Raw genomic sequence first — 14,810 nt, 5'->3', positions numbered from 1 at the left:
CGCCAAGTAACCGGCGGCGGTCGAGCCGGACGGGAGCCGGCGGGGGGAGAGAGCGGACTCGCCCCGCCGGCTCCCGTCCCTTTTCATGCGCGGGAACGCGCGAAGTGATAGGAGGGGACGTGGCCCGCACATCTCTGCCGGAGGCCGCGCCCGTCGTGTCGGTGCGCACGACTTTCCGGCATTTCTGGCCGCTGATGCGCGGCGACCGGCGGCTGCTGCTGCTCGGCGGCGCGCTCGCCGTCGCCGCGGCGGCCTGCGAGGTCGCGGCGATCCGGCTGTTCGGCGTCATCACCGACCGGGCGCTGGCCGCCCGCGACCTGGACGCCTTCTGGACGCCGGCCGCCGAGTGGCTCGGCATCGCGCTGGCGGCCGCGCTGATGACGTTCGCCGGCGACTACGCGACGACGCTCGCGGGCGAGCGGTTCCTGCTGCGGCTGCGCGACCGGGTGTTCGCGCACGTCCAGACGCTGTCGCCGGAGTTCTTCGACCGGGGGCGGCTCGGGGACCTGATGGCCCGGCTGACCGACGACATCGAGGCGATCGAGGAGCTGGTCGCGTCCGGGCTGGTCCGGCTGGTGACGGCGGTGGTCAGCGCGGTGTTCTTCGCGGCCGCCGCGTTCGCCGTCCGGTGGGACCTGGCGCTGGTCGCGTGCGCGCTCGTCCCGGTCTTCCTGCTGGTGACGCGGGGGTTCTCCGGTCGGTTCCGGGCGGCGGCCGGGCGGGAGCGGCTCAGCAACGGCGCGCTGGCCGGCACCGTCGAGGAGAGCCTGTCGAACCAGCCGCTCGTCCAGGCGTACAACCGGCAGGAGGCGCAGGCGCGGCGGCTGCACGACGAGGGGCGCGCCTGGCTGGCGGCGAAGATGGCCGAGACCCGGCTGTCCAGCCTGTACGGGCCGCTGGTCGAGGTCGTGGAGACGGTCTGCGTGCTGGTCGTGCTCGGCGTCGGCGCGTGGGAACTGCAGGAGCACCGGATCACGCTCGGCGGGCTGCTGTCCTTCGCCGCCTACCTCGGCTACCTGTACCCGAACGTGCAGAGCCTCGGGGAGCTGGCGCTCACCGCGTCGGAGGCGGCGGCGGGCGCCGACCGCGTCCAGGAGGTGCTGCGGACCCGCCCCGCTGTCGCCGAGCCTCCGGCGGCGCGCACCCGGATCGCGCGGCGCGGGCGCGTCGCCTTCGACCACGTCACGTTCCGCTACCCGGGCGCCGACCGGCCCGTCATCGAGGACCTCACCTTCCAGGCCGGTCCCGGCGAGCTGGTGCTGCTGGCCGGGCCGAGCGGCGCCGGGAAGTCGACGGTCACCAAGCTGCTGCTGCGCTTCTACGACCCCGACTCCGGCGGGATCCGGCTGGACGGCGTCCCGCTGCCGGAGCTTTCGCTGGCCGCGCTCCGCGGCACCGTCACCGTGCTTCAGCAGGAGACGCTGATGTTCTCCGGCACCGTCCGCGACAACATCGCCTACGGACGGCCCGGCGCGACGGAGGCGGAGATCGTCGCCGCGGCGGTCGCCGCCGACGCCCACGACTTCGTCACCGCGCTGCCGGACGGCTACGACACCGAGATCGGGCAGCGGGGGCGGCTGCTGTCGGGCGGCCAGCGGCAGCGGATCGGGATCGCCCGAGCGATGGTGCGGGACGCACCGGTCCTGGTGCTCGACGAGCCCACCACCGGCCTGGACGCGCGGACGGCCCGCAACGTCCTCGGCCCGCTGCGCCGGCTGATGGCCGGCCGGACCACCGTCCTCATCACCCACGACCTGCGTCTGGCGCCGAAGGCGGACCGGATCGTGCCGATCGGCCCGGCGGGTTCGCGGACGCTTGCGGCGTTCCAGGAAGGCGCAGGCGCATGAGCGCGCCGCCCTCGGGCCGGTTGGACGCCGACACGCCGCCGCCGTGCTGCTCGGCGGTGTGCCGGACGATCGCCAGCCCGAGCCCGGAGCCCGGCAGCGCGCGGGCCTCGGGCGCCCGGTAGAAGCGCTCGAAGACGTAGGGGAGCGTCGCCTCGGGGATCCCCGGCCCGTCGTCGGCGACCAGCAGCTCCCCGTCCCGCAGGGCGATCCGGACGGTGCCGTCCGGCGGGCTGAACTTCACCGCGTTGTCCAGCAGGTTCGTCACCGCGCGGACGAGCGCCGGCTCCGAGCCGCGCACCAGCCACGGCTCCAGCCGCGTCTCGAACGTCGCCGCCGGCGCCCGCAGCCGGACCCGCTCGACCGCGAGCGGGACGACCCGGTCCAGCCGGACCTCGGTGCGCACCGCGGCCTGCTCGTCGTCGCGGGCCAGCTCGACCAGGTCCCCGACGAGGTTCGTCAGCTCCCGCAGCTGCGCCTTCACGTCCCCGAGGAGCGCGTCCATGCTGCCGTGGGGGAGCGTCCGCTCGGGATGGGCGCGCGACTGGATCAGCAGGTCGATGTTGGTGCGCAGGCTGGTCAGCGGGGTGCGCAGCTCGTGCCCGGCGTCGGCGACGAGCCGCCGCTGCCGCTCCCGGGACCGGTTCAGCGCGGCGAGCATCGCGTTGAAGCTCCCCGCCAGCCGGCTGATCTCGTCGTCGCCCGACACCCGGATCGGCTCGGTGTTCAGGTCCTGGGTGCGGGCGATCGCGGCGACCGCGCGGGTGAGCCGCCGCACCGGCTGCAGCCCGGCGCCCGCGACCGCGATGCCCGCGCCGGCCGCCAGCACCGCCGCGCCCGCGCCGACCATGATCGTCATGTACTGGAAGCCGGTGACGGTCTCGTCGACCATCGTCAGCGAGCGGCCCAGCACGATCACGGTCCCGTCCTGCGCCCGGACGGTGATGACCCGCATGTGCACGCCGCCCGACTCGCCGTCCGCCAGCACGAACGGCGGCCCGCCCGCCGTGGAGACCCTCCGCACCGCGCCTTGGTCGACCGGCGGCGGCGTCCGGGTGCCCGGCGGCGAGACCGCCCGGCCGTCCCGGACCGTCGCGACGCTCATGTCCAGCGCCGCCAGCAGGTCGCCGTCGTGCCGGTCGCCGGGCCGGCCGTTGACGTTGTCGGCGAGCGTCCGCGCCTGCCCGATGAGGTTCTGGTCGATCTCCTTGCGCAGCCGCCCGGTGAACATCGTGAACGACACCACCGACGTCGCCACGATCGCGGCGATGACCGTCCCGGCGGCCAGCAGCGCCACCCGCGCCCGCAGCGACGGCCCCTGCCACCGCGACCGCCACCGGACCCTCATACCGGACCCTCCCGCAGCGCGTAGCCGACGCCCCGCACCGTGTGGATCAGCCGCGGCCCGCCGTGCTCCTCGGTCTTGCGGCGCAGGTAGCCGATGTAGACGTGCAGCGAGTTCGACGAGCGGCCGAAGTCGAACCCCCACACCTCCTCGTGGATCCGGGCCCGCTCCAGCACCCGCCGCGGCCGCCGCATCAGCAGCTCCAGCAGGTCGAACTCGGTGCGGGTCAGGTGCAGCGGCCGCCCGCCGCGCCGCACCTCCCGCGTGTCGACGTTCATCACCAGGTCCGCGAACCGCAGCACCTCGTCGCCGCCGGGCTCCGTCCCGAACCCGCGGGAGCGGCGCAGCAGCGCGCGCAGCCGCGCCGTCAGCTCCTCCAGCTCGAACGGCTTGGCGATGTAGTCGTCGGCGCCCGCGTCGAGCCCGGCGACGCGGTCGTCCAGCTCGTCCCGCGCGGTCAGCAGCAGCACCGGCAGGTCGTCGCCGCGGCCGCGCAGCATCCGGCACGTGCCGATCCCGTCCAGGTTCGGCATCATCCAGTCCAGCACGACCGCGTCCGGGGCGGCCCGGTCGATCGCCTCCAGTGTCTCCAGCCCGTCCGCCGCGAGCTCCACCTCGTAGCCGTTGAAGCGCAGCACGCGCTCCAGCGCCGACCGCACCGCCGGGTCGTCGTCGGCCACCAGTATCCGCGGCGCGCCCGCGCCCGCCTCCGTCATCCGCGCTCCCTCGGTCGGTCCGGGCACCACTGTGGGCCACCGATGATGAGCGGAGGGTGAGAGGACGCTTAGACGCCGCTCAGGAGCTTCTTAACCGCGGCGGCAGCGGGCTCGCGCCGTCGCGGGCGAGCTCCCGCGACAGCGACAGCGCGGCGGTCGAGGACGGGCGCGGCGACGGCGGACACCCCCGCCTCCGACTACTCCTGGTTCAGCAGGCTGAGCCCGCGCGCCGGCACCGACCTCGGCGTACCGGGCGATCGGTGGCCCGCTTCCGGCGCGGAGGTCCATGCGCCGATCGTCACCGTGATCGCCGCGCCCCCGGCAAGGGGCCGCGGCTCGCCGCTCACCGGGGCCCCGTGTCGGACGACGGGGTGTGCCCGGTGATCGGGGCCTCGATCAGCAGCGGTGCGTCCAGGTCCCGCACCGACGCGACCGCCTCGGCCAGCTCCGCCGCCGACCCGGCGCGCACCGCGGCGATGCCGAACAACCGCCCTGCGGCCTGCCAGTCCAGCGCCGGAGGGGCGAGGTCCATTCCGATGTAGCGGCCCTGCTCGGCGGACGCGCCGCCGCCCTCGTCGAGGGTCTCCTTGAGCGTGCGGTACTCGCCGTTGTTCATCACGACGAACGCGACCGGAACCCGGTAGCGGGCAGCGCTCCACAGCCCCTGCACGCCGAACATCGCGCAGCCGTCGCCGAGGACCGCGACCACCGGGCGGTCGCCGCGGGCCATCCGGGTGCCGACCGCGGCGCCGATGCCCCAGCCGAGCCCGCCGCCGACCGTGTGCACGTACGAGCCGGGCCGGTCCTGCCGCAGCACCGCGCGCAGCCTCAGCCCGGTCGTGATCGCCTCCTCGACCACGATCGCGCCGTCGGGCAGCCCGGCCGCGACCGCGTGCGCGGCGGCGCCCGGGTCCATCGGCGCCGGACCGTAGGCGGCGCGCGCCCGCTCCTCCGTCTCCGCGCGGGCACGGGCGTGCGCCGCGCCGAGCCGCTCGGTCCGCTCCTTCGCGGCCGGCACCCGCCCGTCCAGCGCGGCGGCGAGCGCGGCCAGCGTCCCCGGAAGGTCGCCGGTCAGGCCGTGCCGGACCGCGAAGTTGCGGCCGATCTCCGCCGGGTCCTCGTCGATCTGCACGATCGCCAGCCCGTCCGGGACCGCCGGCCCCGGCGTGTAGTGGTGCGGCATGAACGCGTGGCACCCGGCGATCAGTGCCGCGTCGTGCGCGGCGAGCGTCTCCCGGATCACCGCGTTGCGCGGCGGCAGCATCCCCGCGTACAGCGGGTGGCCGGTGGGGAAGTCGACGCCGTCGTTCATCGGCTGGTGGTGCACGACCGCGCCGATCCGTTCGGCGACCGCGACCAGGTCCGCGACGGCGCCCGCGCGCCCCACCCCGTCGCCGGCGATCACGACCGGACGCTCGGCCGCCGCGAGAAGCGCCGCCGCGTCCGCGACGTCCGCCGGTCCCGGGCCGGTCACCGGGGAGCGCGCCGGGACCGCGACGTCGCCGTCCTCCTCCAGCAGGTCCATCGGGACCGACAGCAGAACCGGTCCCGCCGGCGGACGCGCCGCCAGCGCGAACGCCCGCCGCAGCAGTACCGGCAGGTCCCGGGCGTGCTGCACCTCGACCGCGCTCTTGGTCGCCGCCGACGCCAGCCCCACCAGGTCGCCCGACAGCATCGGGTCCTGGACGAGGTGCCGCCGGTCCTGCTGCCCCGCGACGACCACCATCGGCGTCCGCGACCGCAGCGCGTTCAGCATCCCGATCAGCCCGTTCGCGACGCCCGCCGCGACGTGCAGGCTGACCATCGAGGTACGGCGCGCCGCCCGCGCGTACCCGTCGGCCATCGCCACCACCGACGCCTCCTGCAGCCCCAGCACGTACCGCAGGTCCGGCGCCGCCGCGAGCGCGTCCATCAGCAGCAGCTCGGTCGTGCCGGGATTGCCGAAGATCCGCGTGACGCCCTCGTCGCGGGCGATCTCCAGCAGCGCCTCGATCGGCCTCATGTCCTGCCTCCCCGGCGGTCGGTGCTTCGCGTAGCCGCCGTCGACGTTGATGCTCTGCCCGGTGTTGAACCCGCTGCCCTCGTCGACCACGTATAGCAGCGTCGACAGCAGGACGCGCGGCTCCTCGATCGCCGGACCACCTGCAGCTCACGGACGCGGCCGAAGCCGCCGTCCGCGCCCGCCGTCCGCGCGACGGTCGCCCCCGCCCGCAGGTGGGGGAGCGCGGGCGCGCGAGGCCAGGAGCGGGCCGTCCAGGTTCACCCGCATGGGGGTGCGTCAGGACAGGTGCGCGATGACGGGCGCGAAGGCGTCCATCGCCTCGTCGGACACCTGGTAGTAGGTGAAGCCGTAGCGGTCGCGGCGGGCGAGCATCTGCTCGGCGATGTGCTCGGGCGGCCCGACGAACTGCGACGGCATCTCCAGCACCAGGTCGGTGGACGCGGTGCCCCAGCCGCGGGTGACCGCGACCTTCGCGGCGGCGCGGCGCGGATCGGGGCCGAAGGTGGGCGTGACCATCATGCTCAGCTCGACGTCGCGCCCGGCGGCGGCCTCCCGGACCCAGCCGACCTTGCGCTCGATGGTCTCCGGGAGCCGTTCGCCGATCTCCTCGGAGATCGTCCCGTCCGGGAGGGCGCGGGGCAGGATCCCGACGGTGTCGGCGAGCCGCCCCGCGATGCCGAGCATCCGCCGGCTGCCCGCGCCGACCACGAGCGGCGGGCGGCGCTCCGGGCGCGGGAACACCGTCAGGCCGTCGATCCGGTAGTGCTCGCCGGTGAAGCTCGTCTTCTCGCCCGACAGCAGGCCCCGCAGGATCCGCAGCGACTCCTCCATGCGGCCGACCCGCACGCCTGCGGCGTCGAACGGCATTCCGGCGGCCTCGTACTCCTCGCGGAGCCAGCCCGCGCCGAGGCCCAGCTCGAAGCGGCCCCCCGACAGGTGGTCGAGCGTCGCCGCCTCCTTCGCGAGCATCACCGGGTGCCGGTAGTCGTTGCAGAGCACCATCGTGCCGACCCGCAGCGTGCTCGTCGCGGCGGCGGCCGACGCCAGCGCGACCATCGGGGCGAGCTGGTCGCCGAACGGCTCGGCCACGAAGTGGTCGCGCAGGATCAGGGTGGAGTACCCGAGGTCCTCCGCGCGCCGCGCCGTCGCGAGCAGGTCCGCGCCGGAGCGGACCGACTCGCCGACCACGCCGAAGCGGAACGGGCGGCGGGTCGGGCCGGTGCTGGTCCGGTCCTTGCGGGCTTCGTCCATGAGCCGAGGATGCCGTGCGCGTGGACCGTTCCGCTGGCGGGAAAACGACACAGGGCTCGACTTGGTCAACAAATGGCCCCGGGACTGGTGCCGGCGGTTCGAAGATCGCAATATTGCGGGGGCGAGAATCGCCCCGGCCGCTCGTTCCCCCGGCCCATGGAGGTCATCCGTGAGTGATACGTCCCCCGCCTCTCCGCCCCCTCCCAGCCCGTCCCTCGCACGGAAGGCGGTGGCGGGCGTCCTGCTGGTCGTCCCCTTCGCCGTCTACCTCGCCGTGCCGACCTACGCCAAGGACGGCCCGCACGTGGCCGGCTTCCCGTTCTTCTACTGGTGGCAGCTGCTGTGGGTGGTGCTCACGGCCGCCTGCATCGGAAGCGCGCACCTGCTCACCCGCAAGCGGGGTGAGGCGAAGTGAAGGACGTCAACGGCGTCGAGCTGACCATCTTCATCGTCTTCTTCGCGGTGGTGACGGTGGTCGGCTTCGCGGCCGCGCGCTGGCGGCGCGGCCAGACCATCATGCACCTGGACGAGTGGGGCCTCGGCGGCCGCAGCTTCGGCACGTTCGTCACCTGGTTCCTGCTCGGCGGCGACCTCTACAGCGCCTACACGTTCATCGCCGTGCCGTCGGCGGTGTTCGCGGGCGGCGCGATGGGCTTCTGGTCGGTGCCCTACGGCGCGATCGCGTACCCGATCGTGTTCCTGATCGGCCCGCGGCTGTGGTCGGTCGCGCAGCGGCACGGCTACGTGACCGCGGCCGACTTCGTCCGCGGCCGGTACGGCTCCCGGTCGCTGGGGCTCGCCATCGCGCTCACCGGCATCCTGGCGATGATGCCGTACATCGCGCTCCAGCTCGTCGGCATCCAGGCCGTCCTGACGGTGATGGGCGTGTCCGGGTCCGGCTGGGCGAAGGACCTGCCGCTGTTCATCGCGTTCGCGCTGCTGGCCGCCTACACCTACACCTCGGGGCTGCGGGCGCCGGCGCTGATCTCGTTCGTCAAGGACGCGCTGATCTACCTCGTCATCATCGTCGCGATCGTCTACATCCCGACCAAGCTCGGCGGCTGGGACGGCATCTTCGACAAGTCCGCCGCCGCGCTCGCCAAGCCGAACCCGGCGACGGGCAAGCCCGCCGGCTCGCTGTTCACCAATGACATGACGCACTGGGCGTACGGAACGCTGGCGCTCGGCTCGTCGCTCGCGCTGTTCATCTACCCGCACAGCGTGACCGGCGCGCTCGCCGCCGGGCGCCGCGACGTGATCCGCCGGAACGCGGCGCTGCTGCCCGCGTACTCGCTGCTGCTCGGGCTGCTCGCGCTGCTCGGCTACATGGCGCTCGCCCACCCCGGCGTGGTCGCCGCCGTGAAGCACGCCGGCAACCCGCAGCTGGCGGTCCCGGAGCTGTTCGACCAGGTCTTCCCCGACTGGTTCGCCGGCGTCGCGTTCGCCGCGATCGGGGTCGGCGCGCTGGTGCCCGCCGCGATCATGTCGATCGCCGCGTCCAACCTGTTCACCCGCAACGTCTACACCTCCTTCATCCGGCCGGACGCCTCGCCCGAGGAGGAGACCCGGGTGTCGCAGCTGGTGTCGCTGCTGGTGAAGCTGGGCGCGCTGGTGTTCGTGCTCGGCTTCGACAAGTCGCTGGCGATCAACCTGCAGCTGCTCGGCGGCATCTGGGTCGTGCAGACGTTCCCCAGCATCGGCATCGGCCTGTACACGCGGTGGCTGGACCGGTGGGGCCTGCTCGCCGGCTGGGCCGCGGGCATGGCGTACGGCACCTACACCGCCTACGACCAGGCGTCGCCGACGCAGAGCCACTTCGGTTCGCCGCTCGCCGACATCCCGTTCATCGGCCACACCGGCTACATCGCGCTGACCGCGTTCGTGCTGAACATGGTCGTCGCGGTCGCGGTCACGGCGCTCGTCCGGGCGTTCAAGGTGCCGGCGGGGCCGGACGAGACGAGTCCCGACGACTACACCGCCGACGCGGGCGACAGGCTGGCCGCGCCGGAGGACCCGGCGGGCGAGCTCACCGGCCAGTCCGCCTGAGGACCGGCCCGCTCCAGGTGCGGCCCGCCCGAGGACCGGCGGTGCCGGAGGGCGGCGCAGACCGGCGGGACGGGGCGAGCGGCTCGGTCGCCGTCCGTGCGGCGTAAGGGCGTCACCGACTGCCCCGATCCCGCCGGTCCCTTCCAGACTGCGCCCCGCCCGCCGCGATCCGCAAGGCGGGCGGGGCTCAGCCCGCGGCGTCGACGCGCTGCGACAGCACCTGCCCCGGCCAGTCGCCCACCTTGAACTCGGCGACCGTCGCGAACCCCTGGCGCCGGTAGTACTCGACGAGCCGCCCGTCCCCGCCGCCATAGCAGTCGACGCGCAGCAGCCCGGCGCCCCGGGCCCGCGCCAGCCGTCTCGCCTCGCCGATCAGGGCGGCGCCGACGCCGCGGCCGGCGAACGCCCGGTCGGTCACCAGCAGCGTGATGTACAGCTCGGGCTCGTCGGCCGCGCCGACGTAGGACGGCGGGCCCGGCGCGACGGCCATGACCCCGGCGGGACGGCCGTCCGCCTCCGCCACCAGGATCTCGTCGTCGCGGGCGATGCCGGTGATCCGCTCGACCCGGCGCGGGTCGCGCGACCAGGGCTCGGCGCCCCACTGGCCGGTCCGCCCGTTGCTCGCCAGCCAGGCGACGGCGCCGTCCAGCATCGCCATGATCACGGGTACGTCGTCCGGTCCGCCGCTGCGGATCTCCATCGCGGCACCTCCCACCCGTGATCATCGCATCAGCGCGGCACCGGGCGGTGCTCCTTCTCCTCGGAACGCTCCAGCTCCCCGCCGGCGAACAGCCGTGCCAGCGGCCCGCCGGACGGCCTCGGGACCGCGGTCCTCGCCCGGAGCCGCTCCGCGGCCTCCGCCGGGAGGGGCCGGGTCCGCTCGCCGAACCCGCCGGAGGGGGAGCGGACGATGATCCCGGTCTCGACGCCGTGCTCCAGAAGCAGCAGGTCCCGGCGCTGGAGGCCGAGGCACAGCCGCCGCGTCACCGCGAACGCCAGCGGCGGCCCGGCGAGGAGCGCGACGCGGAAGAACCAGGTGGTCGCGAACAGCGACACGTCGAACCGGTCGGCGATGACGTCGTTGCCGGCCGCCGCCCACAGCACGCCGTAGAAGACGATCCCGGCGGCGCCCAGGCCCGTCCGCGTCGCGGCGTCGCGCGGGCGGTCGAGCACATGGTGGAACGCCGTGTCGCCCGTCGCGCGCCGCTCGATGAACGGGTAGAGCGCGAGCACCGTGAAGAACACGGTGATGACCAGCAGCGGGACGAGGATGCCGAAGGAGAGGGTGTGCCCGGCGACGGTGACGTCCCAGCCCGGCATCAGCCGCAGCGCCCCGTCCCCGAACGCCAGGTACCAGTCGGGCTGCGACCCGGCGCTGATCGCGCTGGGGGAGTAGGGGCCGTACTGCCAGACCGGGTTGATCTGCAAGAAGGCCGCCAGCAGCACGGTCACGCCCGCGGTGAACAGGACGAACGCCGTGGTCTTGGCCATGAAGACCGGGTAGAACGGCTTGCCCTCGACGGTCCGCTCGGTGCTGCGGCCGCGCCGGAAGTCGGTGTGCTTCTGCACCCACGGCAGCACGATCGCGTGCAGCGGCACCAGCGCCGCCATCAGGCCCGGCACCAGCAGCACGTGCACGACGTAGAGCCGCGGGATGAGGTCGGTGCCGGGGAACTGCCCGCCGAGCAGGAAGAACGCGAGGTAGCTGCCGACGAGCGGGATCGCCTGCGCGGCGCCGAGCACCAGCCGCAGCCCGGTGCCGGACAGCAGGTCGTCCGGCAGCGAGTAGCCGGTGAACCCGTTGGCCATCGCCAGCGTGAACAGCACGATGCCGAGCAGCCAGTTCAGCTCGCGCGGCTTGCGGAACGCGCCGGTGAAGAACACCCGGAGCATGTGCGCCAGGATCGCCGAAAGGAAGATCAGCGCGGACCAGTGGTGCACCTGCCGCACGAGCAGGCCGCCGCGCACGTCCATGCTCAGGCGCAGCGTCGAGGCGTACGCCTCGCTCATCTCGACGCCGCGGAGCGGTGCGTAGGAGCCGTGGTAGACGACCTCGGACATGCTCGGCTTGAAGAAGAAGGTCAGGAAGACGCCGGAGGCGAGCAGGACGAGGAAGGAGTAGAGGGCGATCTCGCCGATGAGGAAGGACCAGTGGTCGGGGAACGCCTTGCGGGCGGCGCGGCGGGCGAAACCGGTGGTGCCGAGCCGGTCGTCCAGGGCGTTCAGGGCTTGTTCGGCCGTCGAAGCGCGCCGTTCGGTCAGGGACATGCGCCACTCCCAGGGGGGTCGGTCGCCGGTGACCTGTACGACCGAACGTAGTACGACGCGTCGTAGTTCTACAAGAGGTAGTTCTACGACGGGTAGTACTTGGGAGCGGGCGTCCGGCGAGGGCGCCCGGGGCGCGGGGCGCGGGTCAGGAGGCGATGAACGCCTGCGCGCGGCGGAACAGCCCGAGCGTGATGGCGTGCAGCAGGTCGCCGGTCTCCTTCGGCGCCTTCCCGGCGAACGCCCGCGCGTGCGTGCCCTCCAGGACGATCCCGAGCTTGAAGCAGGCGAGCACCGCGTACCACGTGATGGACGACAGGTCGCGGCCGGCGACGGCGTCCGCGCGCTCGGCGTAGGCGGCGACCAGCTCGTCCGTCGTCGGCAGGCCCCCGGCCGCGCCCAGCGGCCCGGCCAGCTGCGCGCTCTCGTCGCCGTGCTGCGGCCAGGTGGCCAGCAGCCAGCCGAGGTCGAGCAGCGGGTCGCCGATCGTGCACATCTCCCAGTCGACGATCGCCGCCACCTCGGGGCCGTCGAAGGAGTACATCAGGTTGGCCAGGTGGTAGTCGCCGTGCAGGACGCCGGGCCGCCATGTCGCGGGGCGGTGCTCCTCCAGCCAGCGCGCCACGTCGTCCAGACCCGGGATCTCCGGCCCGGGGTAGCCGTCCAGCGTGCTGTAGGAGTCGAGTTCGGAGAGCCAGCGGCTCACCTGCCGCTCCAGGAAGCCCTCCGGCTTGCCGAAGTCCGACAGCCCGACGGCCTCGTGGTCGACCGCGCCCAGCGCGGACAGGGCGCGCGCCGCGTTCAGGCCCATCGCGTGCCGGACGGACGCGTCCCCGGCGTGCAACTCCGGCAGGGACACCGAGGCGTTGAAGCCCTCGACCGGCGTCATCAGGTAGAAGACGGCGCCGTTCATGACCGACTCGTCCGGGCAGGCGGCGATCACGCGGGGCGCGGGCACGTCGGTGCCGTCCAGCGCGGCGAGCACGCGCGCCTCGCGGCGCAGCACGTCGTTGGTGCGGGCGCGCAGGTGCGCGGGCCCGCGCCGCAGCACGTAGTCCCGGCCGCCGCGGCGGAAGCGGACCAGCGTGTTCTGCGTCCCGCCCGTCAGCGGCTCGACCCCCTCGAACGCGCCGCCCGGCAGGCCCTGCCCGTCCATCCACGCCGCCAGGACGGCGAAGTCCACCAGCGCGGGGTCGATCTGCTCAGGCTGCACGGCGGTTCCTTTCGGGTACGGCGGTCTGCCGGAGAGTAACAGTCATGCACTTGCATTATTCATTGAGATGGCTCGATTATTCACGGGACGGAGCGCACCGACCGCAGGAGGCTCGCCATGGCCTGGGACTTCGAGACCGACCCCGCCTACCAGGAACTTCTCGACTGGGCGGACGCCTTCGTCCGCGACGAGGTCGAACCCCTCGACCTGGTGCTGGGCGACCCGTACGACAAGTCCGACCCCCGCTACAAGACGATGGTGCGGCCCCTCCAGGACCAGGTCCGCGAGAAGGGCCTGTGGGCGTGCCACCTCGGCCCCGAACTCGGCGGCCAGGGCTACGGGCAGGTGAAGCTCGCGCTGCTGAACGAGATCCTCGGGCGGTCCCGGTGGGCGCCGTCGGTGTTCGGCTGCCAGGCCCCCGACTCCGGCAACGCCGAGATCATCGCCCATTTCGGCACGCCCGAGCAGAAGGAGCGCTACCTGCGCCCGCTGCTGGACGGCGAGATCTCCTCGTCCTACTCGATGACCGAGCCGCACGGCGGCGCCGACCCGACCCTGTTCACCACCCGCGCCGTCCGCGACGGCGACGGCTGGGTCATCAACGGCGAGAAGTGGTTCTCCTCCAACGCGCGGCACGCCGAGTTCCTGATCGTGATGGCCGTGTCGAACCCCGACGTGTCCGCCTACGAGGGCATGTCGATGTTCATCGTCCCCGCCGACACGCCGGGGCTGACCACCGTCCGCAACGTCGGCGTCGGCGGTGAGCGCGAGGGCTCGCACGGCTACCTGCGCTACGAGAACGTCCGCGTCCCCGCCGAGAACCTGCTCGGCGACGAGGGCGGCGCGTTCGTCATCGCCCAGACGCGCCTCGGCGGCGGCCGCATCCACCACGCCATGCGCACGATCGCGCAGGTCCGCAAGGCGTTCGACATGATGTGCGAGCGCGCCGTGTCCCGGCGGACCCGGTTCGGGCCGCTCGCCAAGATGCAGATGACCCAGGAGAAGATCGCCGACAGCTGGATCGAGATCGAGCAGTTCCGGCTGCTCGTGCTGCGCACCGCCTGGCTCATCGACAAGCACAAGGACTACAAGAAGGTCCGCAAGGACATCGCCGCGGTCAAGGCCGCGATGCCGAAGGTGTACCACGACGTCGTGCAGCGCGCGATGCACCTGCACGGCGCCCTCGGCGTGTCGAACGAGATGCCGTTCGCCGCCATGATGATGGGCGCGCAGGCGATGGCCATCGCCGACGGCCCCACCGAGGTCCACAAGATCACCGTGGCGCGGCAGCTGCTGCGCGACGCCGAGCCCGTCGAGGGCCTGTGGCCGTCCGGGCACCTGCCGACCCGCCGCGAGGCGGCCCGCGCCCGCTTCGCCGACGCCCTGGAACACGCTATAGGTAACGAATGAACGAGACGCGGGAGCGGTTGCTGGACGCGGCCGAGCGGCTCTACGCCGAGCGCGGGATCGACGCCGTCAGCCTGCGCGAGATCGTGCAGGCCGCCGGCGCCCGCAACGCCACGGCCGTGCAGTACCACTTCGGCGACCGGGCGGGGATCGTGCGCGCGATCCTCGCCCGGCACGCCCCGGAGATCGAGGCGCGCCGGCACGCCCTGCTCGACGCCTACGAGGCCGACGGCGTGCCGGGCGGGCGCGCGCTCGCCGCCGCGCTCGTCCGCCCCATGGCGGCCTGCCTCGGTGACGCGTCGGGCCGCGCGTTCCTGCAGATCTGGGCGGACGTGGTGAACCGGCCGCGCCCGCTGCTCCCGTCCGTGCTCCTCGACGACCAGGCGGAGGCGGGCGAGGCCGGAGTCGGGGGAGCGGCGCACCGGCCGAAGCCCGACAGCCTGTGCCGGTGGCGCGACCTCGTGGAACCCGTCCTGGAGGAGGATGCGGCGCGGCTGCACCGCCGGTTCACCGCGATCCTCTACGCCGCGACCGAGCTGGCCCGGCGCGCGCGCTCGGGGCCGCGCACCGACGACCGGCTGTTCACCAGCTACCTGATCGACGTCGTCGCCGCGATCCTCGGCGCGCCGGTCTCGGACGAGACGCGCCGCCTCGCCGACGAGCGCGACGCCGCCCGCCGCTGACCCGCGCCGGCGCCGGCGCCGCGCCCGCGGAGGGCACC

Annotated in this window: 12 protein-coding genes; 5 read left to right on the top strand and 7 right to left on the bottom strand. The window is 73.8% G+C overall.

What is annotated here, in order from left to right; all coding sequences use genetic code 11:
- The first annotated feature begins 119 nt into the window (after positions 1-119).
- Positions 120-1,847: an ABC transporter ATP-binding protein gene (locus amrb99_RS20650; protein ID WP_347256766.1), complete on the top strand. Its 1,728-nt coding sequence runs from the start codon at positions 120-122 to the stop codon at positions 1,845-1,847.
- On the opposite strand, the gene amrb99_RS20645 is transcribed toward amrb99_RS20650, so the two are convergent.
- From amrb99_RS20645 to amrb99_RS20630, 4 genes are all read right to left on the bottom strand, one after another.
- Positions 1,744-3,192 (bottom strand): HAMP domain-containing sensor histidine kinase, encoded by a 1,449-nt coding sequence (locus amrb99_RS20645; protein WP_190858340.1) that lies wholly within the window; start codon positions 3,190-3,192, stop codon positions 1,744-1,746. The two genes, amrb99_RS20650 and amrb99_RS20645, sit on opposite strands and share 104 nt — an antisense overlap.
- A complete protein-coding gene (locus amrb99_RS20640) occupies positions 3,189-3,905 on the bottom strand; it encodes a response regulator transcription factor (protein ID WP_190858338.1) in 717 nt (238 codons plus the stop codon). Before amrb99_RS20640 ends, amrb99_RS20645 begins: the two co-directional genes overlap by 4 nt.
- 343 nt (positions 3,906-4,248) lie before the next feature.
- Positions 4,249-5,997, bottom strand: a complete 1,749-nt coding sequence (locus amrb99_RS52520; protein ID WP_206700029.1) for a thiamine pyrophosphate-binding protein — start codon at positions 5,995-5,997, stop codon at positions 4,249-4,251.
- A gap of 186 nt (positions 5,998-6,183) precedes the next feature.
- Positions 6,184-7,158: a TIGR03621 family F420-dependent LLM class oxidoreductase gene (locus amrb99_RS20630; protein WP_190858335.1), complete on the bottom strand. Its 975-nt coding sequence runs from the start codon at positions 7,156-7,158 to the stop codon at positions 6,184-6,186.
- Between the two features lie 169 nt (positions 7,159-7,327).
- On the opposite strand from amrb99_RS20630, the gene amrb99_RS51265 reads away from it, so the two are divergent.
- Both amrb99_RS51265 and amrb99_RS20620 read left to right on the top strand, forming a co-directional pair.
- Positions 7,328-7,573 (top strand): DUF3311 domain-containing protein, encoded by a 246-nt coding sequence (locus amrb99_RS51265; protein WP_347256765.1) that lies wholly within the window; start codon positions 7,328-7,330, stop codon positions 7,571-7,573.
- Positions 7,570-9,204, top strand: a complete 1,635-nt coding sequence (locus amrb99_RS20620) for a sodium:solute symporter (RefSeq protein WP_190858332.1) — start codon at positions 7,570-7,572, stop codon at positions 9,202-9,204. Before amrb99_RS51265 ends, amrb99_RS20620 begins: the two co-directional genes overlap by 4 nt.
- A 187-nt stretch (positions 9,205-9,391) precedes the next feature.
- On the opposite strand, the gene amrb99_RS20615 is transcribed toward amrb99_RS20620, so the two are convergent.
- The 3 genes from amrb99_RS20615 to amrb99_RS20605 all read right to left on the bottom strand — a co-directional run bounded on the left by amrb99_RS20615 (position 9,392) and on the right by amrb99_RS20605 (position 12,682).
- Complete coding sequence (locus tag amrb99_RS20615; protein ID WP_190858330.1) at positions 9,392-9,904, bottom strand: GNAT family N-acetyltransferase; 513 nt, start codon at positions 9,902-9,904, stop codon at positions 9,392-9,394.
- A gap of 29 nt (positions 9,905-9,933) precedes the next feature.
- Complete coding sequence (locus amrb99_RS20610; RefSeq protein WP_190858328.1) at positions 9,934-11,472, bottom strand: ubiquinol-cytochrome c reductase cytochrome b subunit; 1,539 nt, start codon at positions 11,470-11,472, stop codon at positions 9,934-9,936.
- Positions 11,473-11,617: 145 nt separating this feature from the next.
- Positions 11,618-12,682, bottom strand: a complete 1,065-nt coding sequence (locus amrb99_RS20605) for a phosphotransferase family protein (RefSeq protein ID WP_347256764.1) — start codon at positions 12,680-12,682, stop codon at positions 11,618-11,620.
- A gap of 117 nt (positions 12,683-12,799) precedes the next feature.
- Here amrb99_RS20605 and amrb99_RS20600 point away from each other — a divergent pair, with 117 nt between their 5' ends.
- The gene (locus tag amrb99_RS20600) at positions 12,800-14,092 is read left to right on the top strand and encodes an acyl-CoA dehydrogenase family protein (RefSeq protein WP_190858326.1); all 1,293 of its coding nucleotides are present in this window, start codon (positions 12,800-12,802) and stop codon (positions 14,090-14,092) included.
- Entirely contained in the window at positions 14,089-14,772 is a 684-nt protein-coding gene (locus tag amrb99_RS20595) for a helix-turn-helix domain-containing protein (protein WP_190858324.1), read from the top strand. Before amrb99_RS20600 ends, amrb99_RS20595 begins: the two co-directional genes overlap by 4 nt.
- The last annotated feature ends 38 nt before the right edge of the window (positions 14,773-14,810 follow it).

Source organism: Actinomadura sp. RB99 (assembly GCF_014706005.1).
Classification (GTDB): domain Bacteria; phylum Actinomycetota; class Actinomycetes; order Streptosporangiales; family Streptosporangiaceae; genus Spirillospora.
The sequence above is the reverse complement of the archived record's forward strand: the minus strand, read 5'-3'. Positions and strand labels throughout refer to the sequence as shown.

Bases quoted from the DNA above. Each gene is read 5' to 3' on its own strand.
- amrb99_RS20645 (WP_190858340.1), bottom strand. From the start codon at position 3,192: ATGAGGGTCCGGTGGCGGTCGCGGTGGCAGGGGCCGTCGCTGCGGGCG.
- amrb99_RS20615 (WP_190858330.1), bottom strand. From the start codon at position 9,904: ATGGAGATCCGCAGCGGCGGACCGGACGACGTACCCGTGATCATGGCG.
- amrb99_RS20600 (WP_190858326.1), top strand. From the start codon at position 12,800: ATGGCCTGGGACTTCGAGACCGACCCCGCCTACCAGGAACTTCTCGAC.
- amrb99_RS20595 (WP_190858324.1), top strand. From the start codon at position 14,089: ATGAACGAGACGCGGGAGCGGTTGCTGGACGCGGCCGAGCGGCTCTAC.
- amrb99_RS20630 (WP_190858335.1), bottom strand. From the start codon at position 7,158: ATGGACGAAGCCCGCAAGGACCGGACCAGCACCGGCCCGACCCGCCGC.
- amrb99_RS20640 (WP_190858338.1), bottom strand. From the start codon at position 3,905: ATGACGGAGGCGGGCGCGGGCGCGCCGCGGATACTGGTGGCCGACGAC.
- amrb99_RS20610 (WP_190858328.1), bottom strand. From the start codon at position 11,472: ATGTCCCTGACCGAACGGCGCGCTTCGACGGCCGAACAAGCCCTGAAC.